17 protein-coding genes are annotated in these 12110 nt (G+C 56.2%); 9 read left to right on the top strand and 8 right to left on the bottom strand.

Features of this window, described 5'->3' with window-relative positions:
• Window positions 1–5 precede the first annotated feature (5 nt).
• From AC3Y7R_RS11745 to AC3Y7R_RS11730, 4 genes are all read right to left on the bottom strand, one after another.
• Window positions 6–803, bottom strand: coding sequence for an amino acid ABC transporter permease (locus tag AC3Y7R_RS11745; RefSeq protein WP_490042291.1), 798 nt, complete (start codon window positions 801–803; stop codon window positions 6–8).
• A gap of 8 nt (window positions 804–811) precedes the next feature.
• Window positions 812–1600 (bottom strand): transporter substrate-binding domain-containing protein, encoded by a 789-nt coding sequence (locus AC3Y7R_RS11740; RefSeq protein ID WP_490042237.1) that lies wholly within the window; start codon window positions 1598–1600, stop codon window positions 812–814.
• 96 nt (window positions 1601–1696) lie between these two features.
• Entirely contained in the window at window positions 1697–2128 is a 432-nt protein-coding gene (locus AC3Y7R_RS11735; protein ID WP_490042236.1) for a hypothetical protein, read from the bottom strand.
• 136 nt (window positions 2129–2264) lie between these two features.
• Window positions 2265–2384 (bottom strand): ATP-binding protein, encoded by a 120-nt coding sequence (locus AC3Y7R_RS11730; protein WP_490042290.1) that lies wholly within the window; start codon window positions 2382–2384, stop codon window positions 2265–2267.
• A gap of 141 nt (window positions 2385–2525) precedes the next feature.
• On the opposite strand from AC3Y7R_RS11730, the gene AC3Y7R_RS11725 reads away from it, so the two are divergent.
• Entirely contained in the window at window positions 2526–3389 is an 864-nt protein-coding gene (locus tag AC3Y7R_RS11725) for a branched-chain amino acid aminotransferase (RefSeq protein ID WP_490042235.1), read from the top strand.
• A gap of 163 nt (window positions 3390–3552) precedes the next feature.
• Here the strand turns inward: AC3Y7R_RS11725 and AC3Y7R_RS11720 are convergent, their stop codons facing one another.
• The 4 genes from AC3Y7R_RS11720 to AC3Y7R_RS11705 form a co-directional block, all read right to left on the bottom strand.
• The gene (locus AC3Y7R_RS11720; RefSeq protein ID WP_490042234.1) at window positions 3553–4836 is read right to left on the bottom strand and encodes a hypothetical protein; all 1284 of its coding nucleotides are present in this window, start codon (window positions 4834–4836) and stop codon (window positions 3553–3555) included.
• 212 nt (window positions 4837–5048) lie between these two features.
• On the bottom strand, window positions 5049–5231 hold the full coding sequence (locus tag AC3Y7R_RS11715; protein WP_490042233.1) for a hypothetical protein: 183 nt from the start codon (window positions 5229–5231) through the stop codon (window positions 5049–5051).
• An 11-nt stretch (window positions 5232–5242) separates the two neighbouring features.
• Entirely contained in the window at window positions 5243–6205 is a 963-nt protein-coding gene (locus AC3Y7R_RS11710) for an MBL fold metallo-hydrolase (RefSeq protein ID WP_490042232.1), read from the bottom strand.
• Between the two features lie 27 nt (window positions 6206–6232).
• The gene (locus AC3Y7R_RS11705) at window positions 6233–6355 is read right to left on the bottom strand and encodes a hypothetical protein (RefSeq protein ID WP_490042231.1); all 123 of its coding nucleotides are present in this window, start codon (window positions 6353–6355) and stop codon (window positions 6233–6235) included.
• Between AC3Y7R_RS11705 and AC3Y7R_RS11700 the strand changes: the two genes are divergently transcribed.
• The 8 genes from AC3Y7R_RS11700 (at window position 6354) to AC3Y7R_RS11665 (ending at window position 12110) form a co-directional block, all read left to right on the top strand.
• Window positions 6354–6809 carry a universal stress protein gene (locus tag AC3Y7R_RS11700; protein WP_490042230.1) on the top strand — a complete coding sequence of 152 codons (456 nt, stop codon included), beginning with the start codon at window positions 6354–6356 and terminating at the stop codon, window positions 6807–6809. The genes AC3Y7R_RS11705 and AC3Y7R_RS11700 overlap by 2 nt on opposite strands.
• 93 nt (window positions 6810–6902) lie before the next feature.
• Window positions 6903–7469, top strand: a complete 567-nt coding sequence (locus AC3Y7R_RS11695; RefSeq protein WP_490042229.1) for a NifU family protein — start codon at window positions 6903–6905, stop codon at window positions 7467–7469.
• The gene (locus AC3Y7R_RS11690; RefSeq protein ID WP_490042228.1) at window positions 7444–7896 is read left to right on the top strand and encodes a GFA family protein; all 453 of its coding nucleotides are present in this window, start codon (window positions 7444–7446) and stop codon (window positions 7894–7896) included. The genes AC3Y7R_RS11695 and AC3Y7R_RS11690 overlap by 26 nt, the downstream gene beginning before the upstream one ends.
• 4 nt (window positions 7897–7900) lie before the next feature.
• Window positions 7901–8551, top strand: coding sequence for a tRNA (adenosine(37)-N6)-threonylcarbamoyltransferase complex dimerization subunit type 1 TsaB (tsaB, locus tag AC3Y7R_RS11685; RefSeq protein WP_490042227.1), 651 nt, complete (start codon window positions 7901–7903; stop codon window positions 8549–8551).
• On the top strand, window positions 8548–8952 hold the full coding sequence (locus AC3Y7R_RS11680; RefSeq protein WP_490042226.1) for a GNAT family N-acetyltransferase: 405 nt from the start codon (window positions 8548–8550) through the stop codon (window positions 8950–8952). The genes tsaB and AC3Y7R_RS11680 overlap by 4 nt, the downstream gene beginning before the upstream one ends.
• Before the next feature lie 196 nt (window positions 8953–9148).
• Window positions 9149–10144 (top strand): BMP family lipoprotein, encoded by a 996-nt coding sequence (locus AC3Y7R_RS11675; RefSeq protein ID WP_490042225.1) that lies wholly within the window; start codon window positions 9149–9151, stop codon window positions 10142–10144.
• Between the two features lie 44 nt (window positions 10145–10188).
• Window positions 10189–10542, top strand: a complete 354-nt coding sequence (locus AC3Y7R_RS11670) for a nuclear transport factor 2 family protein (protein ID WP_490042224.1) — start codon at window positions 10189–10191, stop codon at window positions 10540–10542.
• Between the two features lie 8 nt (window positions 10543–10550).
• Window positions 10551–12110 (top strand): ABC transporter ATP-binding protein, encoded by a 1560-nt coding sequence (locus AC3Y7R_RS11665; RefSeq protein ID WP_490042223.1) that lies wholly within the window; start codon window positions 10551–10553, stop codon window positions 12108–12110.

Raw genomic sequence — 12110 nt, 5'->3', positions numbered from 1 at the left:
TGCAATCAGCTGTCGCCGGGTTGGCGCATATGGCGCTCAAATCGGCGCAGGGCCAGCGATAAAGTGACGGTTAACACCAAGTAAATCAGTGCCACGACGTTATAGGTCTCGAAATAGCGAAAATTGCCCGCCGCCGTGACCTTGCCCAACTGAGTGATATCACCGACCCCCAACACCGAGACGAGGCTGGAATCCTTCACCATCGCCACAAAATCATTGCCCAAAGGCGGTAAAATCGTGCGGATCGCTTGTGGGAATACGATATAGCGAAAGCGCTGCCAGCGGTTCAAACCAAGGGTATGACCCGCCTCGATTTGGCCCTTATCAACGGATTGCAACCCGGCGCGAAACACTTCCGCGATGAAGGCGGAATACCCGATAGCTAGCGCCATGGTGGCGCGCCACAAAAGTGGAAACTGGCGGGTCTTAACCAGCTCTAGCCCAAGCGGTTCCAACGCCCAATTTGCCAATGCAACAAGGCCGGGGGCAACGACAAAGGCCACATAAAGCAGCATCACGATAATCGGAATACCGCGCACGACCTCGATATAAAATCGCGCAACCTGGCGGATAATGATGTGGCGAGACATCGACATTAACGCCAACCCAAGCCCCATCATTGATGCACTGGCAAAGCCGATTAACGTGACCGTAATCGTAATGCGGATACCCTTAGAAAGCGTCCCCAAAACTTGGGAATACAGATCGTCGGCCACCACTTGGTAGCCAAGATAGGCCACGACGCCCCCTAGAAGCACCAGCCAATAGGGGAAGTCGTCTTTTTGTTGTGAAGGACCTAGCACAGGCGCAATCAGCCGCCCAGTTTGTAGTCCAGGAACCACTTCTTATTAAGCGCGTCCAGCGTGCCGTCTTTTTCCATATCCGCAATAGCTGCGTTAATTGGCGCAACCAATTCCGAGCCTTTTGGGAAGATGAAACCGAAGTCTTCGGTACCAAGTTTATCGCCGACGATCTTCAACTTGCCCTCGGACGAGGCCACATAGCCATTGCCCGCAGTGCCATCGGTCAAGACCAGATCAACATCGCCAATGCGCAGCGCTTGCACCCCTGCACCAAAGGTTTCAAACTTGATAATGCGCGGGTTTTCCTCATTGCCATCCAGCACGTCATAGACACCGACATAAAACGGCGTGGTGCCGGGTTGAGCGGCCATCAACAGCTCTTCATCAGCGGCAAAACTTTTCGCATCCATGAAGCGATCTTCATCGGCGCGCACCAGCATGATCATCTCGGAGGTCATGTATTTGTCCGAGAAATCCACCTTCTCGCGGCGATCATCACGGATGGTAATACCCGTCATGCCCAGATCATATTGACCTTGGTTCACAGCAGGGATCATCGCGTCCCAGCTGGTGTTCTCATAGGTGATGGTCACGTTGATACGCTTGGCGATCTCGGCCATGGCGTCATATTCCCACCCAATCGCGTCACCAGTTCCCGGCTCGATAAATTGCAGCGGCGGATAGGCGTTCTCGGTGACGACAACGATTTCTTTGCCCTCAAGATTGGGCAGGTGCCCATCCGCAAAAGCAGCAGTAGCAGTAAAAGCGGCAAAGGCCGCAGCAGCAAAACGAAGCATGGGTCAGGTTCCCTTTTTTGAACTATGCGATCTTATGTGTCGCAGGTGGGGAATGGCAAGATGGCATGCAACTTCTCTCGGGTCTGGGCCGCGCGTTTACAAAGAAGGTCCCAGCACTGTAACGAGAAATAAACACTCGCCAAAAGCGGGCTTTTCCCGGAGCGACCCAAATTGGCGGAGAATTTGAGAGGTGCTTTTGCTGAGCCTCAAAATGGCGTTCAGCCCATACGAACAAGGCGCTTCGAGCGCGTTCAGCTCGCAATTGGAGAACTTTTCTGGGGTCACTTTTTGGCGCTTAAAGTCACGTTCTTGCAGGCCAACGACACGCCCGATCACTGGGCCATCACCATAGTGCCGTAGCAGGGGGGGCGCGCTGCAAGCCAACAGATCATGCGTGTCCATATTGACCTCTAACCGCTTGGCCCCAAGGCCATCGGCAATGCGTATCACATAGATGCTTTTGGTGTGCGGGTGGGGCCGCTTGTGATCGACAAGGACCAGCCCTTTCGTGTGTAGGGTCGGCTCCATACTGCCCTAAAGGCGCGAACCAGTGAGGCTTTGTCGGAGTTGATCCCCTGTCTCTCGCAACCAATCTGCACGAAATGCCAGATGACCGGTGCCCTCATATAGCGAAAACTCTGCTGGCATTACTTTGCGCTGAGACCTATTGGCTTCGGGACTTTTTGCTCTGAGTGAAGCGGAAGGATGTGTTTCCCGTTTCAATGATCGAGCAGTGATGCGTAACCCGGTCCAAGAGCGCAATTGTCATCGCGGCATCGGCAATACGGGCTTATATCGCCTAATCCCACCTTTTTTGGCGAGGACTTCTTTCTCGTTACAGTCGGCCTTAATCGCGGAAGGTCAAAAAGGTCTGGACGGTTGACCTAACGCACCATAGCATCCCCACAACTTCGGGAGAGACATCATGGCAACTGGCATCAACATTCGCACCTATTTCAACGGCACTTGGCACGCGAGCGATGTTCCCGTTATGCGTGCTGCGGATCATGCTATGTGGCTTGGCACCTCGGTCTTTGACGGCGCGCGCTTCTTCGAGGGCGTGTCGCCAGACCTGTTTGCCCATTGCGAGCGCGTGAACCGCTCGGCGCAGGCCTTGATGATCACGCCCACACATAGCGCGCAGCAAATGGTGCAGATCATCCACGAGGGCCTTGCCGCCTACCCCAAAGGCACCGCCGTCTACATTCGCCCGATGTATTGGGCGCTCGAGGGCGACGAGCTGGGCATCGTCCCCAAGCCTAACGCCACAGGCTTTGCCATCTGCCTCGAGGAAATTCCGATGGCCCCGCAAGGTGCCTCCACCACCCTCACCACCACAAAATTCTGCCGCCCGACACTGGAATCCAGCGTGATCAACGCCAAAGCGGGCTGCCTCTATCCCAACAATGCCCGCATGCTGGCCGAGGCGCGCTCCAAAGGCTTCGGCAATGCGCTGGTTGCAGACGTGATGGGCAACGTGGCCGAGACCGCCACCGCCAACGTATTCCTTGTGCGCGATAACGAGGTCTTCACCCCGATCCCCAACGGCACATTCCTTGCCGGCATCACCCGCGCACGCCATATCGGTCATATGAAAAATGCAGGGCTGCGCGTACATGAAACCGTGCTCGGCTTTGACGACTTTCATAGCGCCGACGAGGTGTTCTTGTCCGGCAATATGATGAAAGTCACCCCCGTCACCAAGCTTGACGACACCACATACAAATCCGGCCCCGTGACCGCACAAGTGCGCGATATGTATTGGGATTGGGCGCTGTCAGCGCAGTGATTTCCCATGTCACATTAGGCGCTTAAAAACTGGTGTTCTGGTTAAGGATTTTCCACTCTCGGGTACTGCTGAAAACTATGGGTTAATTTTCCGCCATAGGTGTTTAAAGGACATAAACCACTTTGGCCTCGTGTGTAGCGTTGGCCACAAGACTCAGCCCCCGTCACGTCAGGTCATCGGTTGTTTTTTTAAGCAAAACAGTCGGTTCCAACTTAGCTAGAAAAAACTCAATTGCCTTCCACCTTCCAGTTTCAGCCCCATACACCGCTGGCTTATCATCCTCCCCAGAATGGATGAGACGGATCGTTCCCATATAGCTCCAACTGCGCCCCTCAGACGGATCCCAAACATGTGCTTGGACCTCTGAAACGGCGGGTGCTTCATCTCTAACTTGAAGAATACGCCATTCGCAGGCTCCAACGTCAGCCAGTCGCATTTTAAAGTCTTTCGCTCGCTCCCCGATGGGCCGCTTCATGAAGTCAACCGTGTGTGCTGCAAGGCGCCCATAGTTTCGCCCTGACAATGCTTGCAGGTATGCCATTGCAGCGGCCTCTGGACTTCCCTTGCCGAATGCCTCGAGTTCTGCTTGGCTTGCCCCGTCTTCAAAAGACTTCAATGGGCGAGCAGACCAAGCACCAATCGCCTTGTTGATCTTTGCATCATCTGCAAGCCCCTTTAAAATCTCTATTACCGGTGGAACGTGCTGTTCCTCAAGGGCCTCCGCCACTCTTACTTTTTCATCCACTTTGCGTTCACAACAATCTATCACAGCATGCAGGGCGTTGAACGCCTTCGCGGCAACAACGGCATGACCAAAATTTAGGTCCACACCATGTAAGATGCCGTGACGATACGGAGCTTGTAATAGCTCAGTGGTAACAGAACCTCTTTGTTGACCAAGCAAACGCAACACGTCAGCTATACCGCCCGGGCCCGATGCGAGAGTATCAAAGACTGGCGCATCTGTACCGCCAGAGAAAGCATGTTTCCCTGTCAGATTTGTAACGATCCCATCAATGATCAACAGCACTAGTGGGACAGCAGAAACGAAGCCCTCTGCCTCAGCCCGTTCCTTGGCGGTCTTATAAATGTCGAACCAAGGGCGCAGTTTTTCGGACTTAAGTCGCTGCTGCAAAGCATGAAGATTGACTGGCTTGAGGTGGTAGCTTGTCAGGATGGCCGTGCTGGTCTCTTTGGTGGCGCCCATTAGCTCAAATAGTGTTGGTGTCGCCATGCCTGCAAACAAGGACCAGCCGTCTGGGGCATATCGTTCAGTGAAAACCTCTTGAGCCTTTGAGAGCTCGTCAATCTTAGCTTGTATTTTCTTCATATCTGCCTTCGCCCTACGCGCCTTTGAACTGAAAGGTACTGCTAAGTTCATAAGCGTACGTAAGCCAGAAAGCTGCTCTCTGAGATAAACTTGGCTATTTTTAGGCTCTTTGGTCATAGGTGCCAGATGGGCATGAATAACTGTCCTGTCAAATGACTCTTGGTAAGAAACTCTACAGGTTTTAGGCGCAGAATTATGAAAGGATATAAAGCAGCCATTGGTGCGGTAGCAGCGAATAGCGGAAGCCCCCCACAGCCGATGCCATAATCTAGCTGGCAACAAGCAGAACATGAGCGCCCGCCATTCAACATAACCCAACCTTTTGATGCTCAGGCGGCCACCGTCGCAAATGGCGCAATGGTTGCTCTGCTCGTGGCCACGCGCGCTGATGTAGACTGCGCATACAGCTCCATGCTGCGGTCCTTGAGGGTGCGCGCCCCGAATATCACCTCGACTTTTATGACGCATATTTTCGTGATCCATCTGGCAACAAACTTTGTATCTGCTGCCATGACCCGGAACCTCAGACCAGTGGCATCGGCACATAGCGGAACCCATCCCCAAGGCGCATGATGCGCCCCACGCCCGGAAACGGGAAATGATAGCCTGCAATCAGCAACTTCTCATCGGCGGCTTGTGACAGCAGCCGTTTTCGGGTCTCCACCGCCAGCGGTTTGTTTAAGTCCGCGCCGACGGTCCACTCGGGGTGCTCCAATCCGGCTATATAATGCACGACAGTATCCACCAGATGCAGCAGCTTCTCGCCCCGGCTTTCCAGCATCAACGCGAAGTGCCCATGGGTATGGCCCGGCGCGGCTACGGCCTTGATGCCCGGTGCAATTTCCTGGCCGTCCACATAGGGCTGGATGGCTTGCGCAACTGGCAACAAATGCCCGCGACAGTGGAGGATCATCTCGCGCAACTGAGCAGGCGCGCGGTCTGGCGATTGTGTCCAGAAGTCATATTCCATCTGGGGGATGCAATGGGTGGCAGATTTGAACACTTGTTCACCGCCCATAGTCAGCCCACCCACATGGTCCGGATGGCCATGGGTCAGCACCACCATATCTATATCTGCCGGAGCGAAACCCAGCGCTGCCAACGAGCTGATCAAGCGGCCATTGTCGTGCTCGTTGCCGTGAAACGTGACCTCTCCCATGCCAGTATCAATCAATATGCGTTGGCCAGCGGTCTCGATCAGCATGACCTGCAATGGCATCTCTGCCATTCGGCGCGACAAGCCATAGCTCTCCATCAACGCACCCACTGCCCCCTTTGGTGCATTGGCCCCGAACATGCCAACACCCATAGAAAAGCTGCCGTCGTCAATCACGCTGACCACCATATCACCCAAGTCAAACTGGCGAATGGCGCGCATCGGCATGGTCCCGTCAGCGCGTGCGGGGCCTGAGGGACTAAACTGGGCCAGCCCCAAGGCAAGGGCCCCCGACAGGACGGACCGGCGGTGGATGAGGGTGTCGGGCATTTCTGACCTTTCTGTGATCCATCGCCATCATAGGTCCAGCGGGTCTTGCTGAGCCAGACACAGACGCGTGAAGCGCAGATAAGGAAAACCATATGTTGCACGGCGACGGTGCTTGGCCCATGATCCGGCTCTCAGGAGGGCGATTGCCATGCGTAAGTTTCTTGTAGTGCTCGATGACAGCCTTGAATGCCTCAACGCGATGCGGTTTGCCGCGATGCGGGCGGCGCGCACGGGTGGCGGTGTCGAAGTTTTAGCGGTGATTCCGCCAGAGGAGTTCAACCACTGGGTCGGCGTCGGCGAAATCATGCGCCAAGAGGCGCGCGAGCGTATCATTGCGCATTTCGAGGTCTTCGGGAAATGGATGCGCGACAAGCAAGGCGTGGACCCCGAGTTGGTTATCCGCGAGGGCGAGCCGGTGCCGGAAATTCTGGCACAGGTAAAAGACGACCCCGAGGTCGGAGTTTTAGTGCTTGGAGCCAGCCCCGACAACAAAGGCCCCGGACCACTGGTGACCGAGTTGACACGGCGCTCTGGCTCGCTGCCCATCCCCTTTACGATCGTTCCCGGTGAGATGACCAAGGAGCAACTTGAAGCTGTCAGTTAGTGCTGCCCCAGCCAACTTAGAATAATTCTAACATATTGACTCCGCGCAGATCCAAGCCCATATCTATTACGATCCCCAAAGAGGCCGTGACCCATGTTTATCCAAACCGAATCCACTCCGAACCCCGCCACGCTGAAGTTTCTGCCGGGCCAAACCGTTTTGGAAATGGGCACCGCCGACTTTCCATCCGCAGACACCGCGGACAAATCCCCGCTGGCCAGCCGCATTTTCGCGGTAGAGGGCGTCACTGGCGTTTTCTTGGGTAATGACTTCGTGACCGTCACCAAGGTGGACACCACTGACTGGGACCACATCAAGCCCGCCATTCTAGGCGCGGTGATGGAGCACTTCCAATCAGGCCAGCCCGCGATTGACGGCGACGGCGGTGGTGCCACAGGTGGGCACGCCGAACACACCGGCGAAGACGGTGCCATTGTCGAGCAAATCAAAGAACTTCTAGACACCCGCGTACGCCCAGCCGTGGCGCAAGATGGTGGCGACATCACCTTCCACGGCTTTGAGCGCGGCGTGGTTTACCTGCATATGCAAGGTGCCTGTGCTGGCTGCCCTTCGTCGACGCTGACCCTGAAAATGGGCATCGAAAATCTGCTGCGCCACTACATCCCCGAAGTGGTTGAGGTTCGCCCAGTTGCCGCCTGAAGATGGTGCCCGCCCAATCGGGCGGTGTTACTGTCAGCACTCCACGCTCACCTCACGAAGCGCACCAACAACGCTAGCCTATTGCCACTGCGTTGACTGTCGGCGTTGGACTGGTGCTCCGGTTGCCGCCTTCGCCGCTTTCGCAGTTAACGATGTTGTGCTTGTACCACCACGCACGCCCTCTACGACTACACCCGAAGGCGTCAACCGATGGTTTTGCCCAGAATGTGGATCGCCGTTGATGGCAACCTTCGACTACCTAGATGGTCAGGTCTACGTACCCGTAGGCCTCCTTGATAATGCAGACGCGTTAGAGCCTAGCCTGCACACCCATTGTGGCTCGCAACTCCCGTGGCTTAGCATCACAGATGACCTCCCTCGTGTGCAAGGAAGCGGGCGTAAATGCCTAGCTAGAACAGGCAGTTAGTTACTTGACCCATGCCCCCTTAACTCTGGCTTTTGATACATCAATGGCACATTGCGCGGCTGCTTTATTGTTGGGCGATACCATTTTGGCGTCACGTATCGACGAGATGCAAAAAGGCCAAGTCGAGAGCCTGATGCCCCTGCTCGAAGACCTGCTATCAGAGGCAGGGAAAACATGGGACGACCTCGATCGCATCGGTGTTGGCATCGGTCCGGGCAACTTTACGGGCATCCGCATCTCCGTCAGTGCGGCGCGCGGATTGGCTCTGGCGCTCGGCATTCCTGCCATCGGTGTCTCCTCGCTCGAAGCTCAAGCCTACGGGCAAAGCGGCGTGGTGGTGTCCAGCTTGGATGCAAGGCAAGGGCGGCTTTATGTGCAAGTCTTCGGGACGGGGCAAAAGACCGATCCGGCACTCTGTGATCTAGACAGCCTGCCCGCCATTCCCGCACGCGCCGAGCCGCGCTGTATCGGGCATAGTGCCGACACCATCGCCCCCCTTTGTGCAGGCCACGCTGACACGCCCAAGATGCCCATTCCCGAGGCCATCGCGCGCATCGCGGCAAGCCGCACCCCAGACGGCACCCGCCCTGCGCCGCTTTACCTGCGCCCCGCCGATGCCGCCCCGCCCCGCGACCCTGCACCTGTCATTCTATGACCTTTGACGAGCTCGCAGCATTACATGCGCAATGCTTTACCACCCCGCGCCCGTGGTCCGCACGCGAGTTCAGCTCAATCCTAAGCCACGCCTTCCTCATCGAAGCCCCGCAAGGATTTCTAATCGGGCGCACCATCGCGGATGAGGCCGAGTTGCTAACCCTCGCCATATCTCCCGACCTCCGTCGGCAAGGCGCTGGAATGGGGCTGGTCTTGGCTTTCTTGGGCCGCGTCGCGGGTGCAGGGGCGACCGAGGCCTTTCTAGAGGTCGCACAAGACAATGCCCCGGCGCGCGCGCTTTATACACAGGCCGGTTTCACCGAAGCAGGGCGGCGCAAAAACTATTATACCGCACTAGACGGGGCGAAAAGTGACGCTCTCGTATTACGGTGCCCGCTTTAGCCACCAGAAACCCAAGCGACCTAAGGGCAACCGCCTTAAATCCCGGCTTTGCAACACGAAATCTTAAAAACTGGTTGACCCCCTGCCTCCTCTGAGTCGTTATTGTACGATGATCGACGGGCAGAGCACGCTCGGTCACTGCTTTTTGCAGCCGGGGGGACGGCCTCGGTCAAAACAAAACATCTGGGAGACCACCATGACAATCATGAAAAATTTTCTCGGCGCAACCGCGACGCTGGCCCTAACGGCCGGTATTGCCGCCGCCGACCCTGCCATCATCTTCGATTTGGGTGGCAAGTTCGACAAATCCTTCAACGAAGCCGCCTATAACGGTGCCACCCGTTGGGCAGAAGAAACCGGCAACAAATTCGCCGAGGTCGAATTGCAATCCGACGCACAACGCGAACAGGCTCTGCGCCGCTTTGCCGAAGCTGGCTCCAACCCGATCATCATGGCAGGCTTTGCATTCGGCAATGCTTTGGGCGAAGTCGCTGGCGACTACCCTGACACCTCTTTCGTGATCATCGACATGGTTGTGGACGCACCAAACGTGCGCTCGGTGGTGTTTAACGAACACGAAGGCTCGTATCTGGTGGGCTACATGGCGGCTAAGACTTCCAAGTCCAACACCGTAGGCTTCATCGGCGGCATGGATATTCCACTGATCCGCAAATTCGCCTGCGGCTATGCCCAAGGCGCGAAGGCTGCGAACCCTGATGCGACTGTGATCTCCAACATGACGGGCACCACGGGCGCGGCTTGGAACGATCCGGTTAAAGGCGGCGAGCTGACCCGTGCGCAAATCAGCCAAGGCGCTGATGTTGTTTATGCCGCCGCTGGCGGTACTGGTCTGGGCGTGCTGCAAACTGCTGCTGACGAGGGCATCTTGTCCATCGGCGTTGACAGCAACCAGAACTACCTGCACCCCGGCAAAGTCCTGACTTCAATGATGAAGCGCGTCGACACCGCCGTGTTTAACGCAATGACCGACGGGCCGGGTCTGGAAACCGGCTTCAACGTCATGGGTTTGGCCAACGGTGGCGTGGGCTACGCAATGGACGAAAACAACGCAGCACTGGTCTCTGACGAGTTGAAAGCCGATGTGGAGGCCCTTTCGGCCAAAATCGGTTCGGGTGAAATCGCTGTGCATGACTACATGTCCGACGAAACCTGCCCGGCACTGAAATTCTAAACCAGTCGGTATTTTAAGCAAAAAAGAGGGGGGGGCCTCAGGTCATGACAGATTGTCTCAACACATTCTTCTCAGCTTGGGGCGACCCCTCAGAGCAGAGCCGCGCGGCTAAAACCGACGCGGCTCTGGCCACTAGTTTTTATTACGCAGACCCCAATGCCCCCGCGCCGATCACTGATCGCGATGCCTATCTGGCCTATGTCAAAATGTATGGTGACATGATGCCTGACGGCTCTGCCGAGGTTGTTGATATGTCCACGCATAATGGCCATGCCCGTGCAACAGTCGCCTTTTGCAAAGACGGCGTAGCAATGCAGCACGGCCAGTATTTTGCCGATATCGTAGACGGCAAGATCACGCGGCTAATCGGGTTTGCAGGCATGGGAGCGCCCGCTTGAGCCTTGAATTGACGACTGAACCAGCAATTGAACTCAAAGGCATATCCAAGGCCTTCGGCCCTGTTCAGGCCAACAAAGATATCTCGATCCGCGTCATGCCCGGCACCATTCACGGGATCATCGGCGAGAACGGCGCGGGTAAATCTACTTTAATGTCAATCCTCTACGGCTTTTACAAAGCCGATAAAGGTGACATCTTCATCTCGGGCAAGAAGACCGCCATTCCCGACAGCCAAGCCGCCATTGCGGCAGGCATCGGCATGGTTTTCCAGCACTTCAAGTTGGTCGAAAACTTCACAGTTCTGGAAAACGTCATTCTGGGGGCCGAGGACGGCGCACTTCTGGCCCCATCCCTGCGCAAGGCCCGCAAAGAGCTGACCGCGCTGGCCGCTGAATACGAATTAAACGTAGACCCCGACGCTTTGATCGAGGACATCGGCGTTGGCATGCAGCAGCGCGTTGAGATCCTCAAAGCGCTCTACCGTCGCGCCGACATCTTGATTTTGGACGAGCCAACGGGCGTGCTAACCCCCGCCGAAGCTGACCAGTTGTTTCGCATCCTTCACCGCCTGAAGGATGAGGGCAAAACCATCATCTTGATCACCCACAAGCTGCGCGAAATAATGGAAGCAACGGACACCGTGTCGGTGATGCGCCGTGGCGAGATGACCGCGACGGTAAAAACCTCGGAAACCTCGCCCGAGCAGTTGGCCGAGCTGATGGTCGGGCGCAAAGTGCTGCTCCAAGTCGATAAAGAGCCTGCTACCCCCGGTGAATTGGTGCTGGAAGTCGAGGACCTGCGGGTCGTTGATGACAGTGGCGTCGAGCGGGTCAAAGGCATCTCTCTCAACGTCCGTGCTGGCGAAATTCTTGGTATTGCTGGCGTGTCTGGCAATGGTCAATCCGAGTTGTTGGAAGTGCTGGGCGGCATGCAAAACGGCACCGGGTCTATCCGTGTAAACGGGCAGGATATCGACCTGACTGGCAAGTTTTCAGACGCGCGGTCGCGGCGCAAACGCGGCATTGCCCACGTTCCCGAAGACCGTCAGCGCGAAGGTCTGATCATGGATTTCACGGCTTGGGAAAATACCGCATTTGGCTACGATGACGACCCGCACTACCAATCCGGCCTCTTGATGAATAACGTCGCTATCCGCGAAGATACCGAGGGTAAAATCAAGCGCTTCGACGTGCGCCCGGCCAATGCAATGCTGGATGCCAAAAGCTTCTCCGGCGGAAATCAACAGAAAATCGTGCTGGCCCGCGAGATTGAGCGCGACCCCGATCTTTTGCTCGTTGGCCAGCCCACCCGCGGCGTGGATATTGGCGCGATTGAATTTATTCACCAGCAAATTGTGGCCCTGCGCGACAAGGGCAAAGCCATCTTGTTGGTCTCGGTAGAGTTGGAAGAAATTCTGTCTCTGTCAGACCGCATTGCGGTGATTTTCGACGGCAAATTGATGGGCGAACGCCTGCCCTCCGAGACCGACGAGAAAGAGCTAGGCCTGATGATGGCTGGCATGACGCGCGAAAATAGCGGAACGACTACAGACGGGGGGGACGCCTGA

This window comes from Litoreibacter sp. (assembly GCF_058136045.1).
This window is presented reverse-complemented; position numbering and strand designations above follow the sequence as displayed.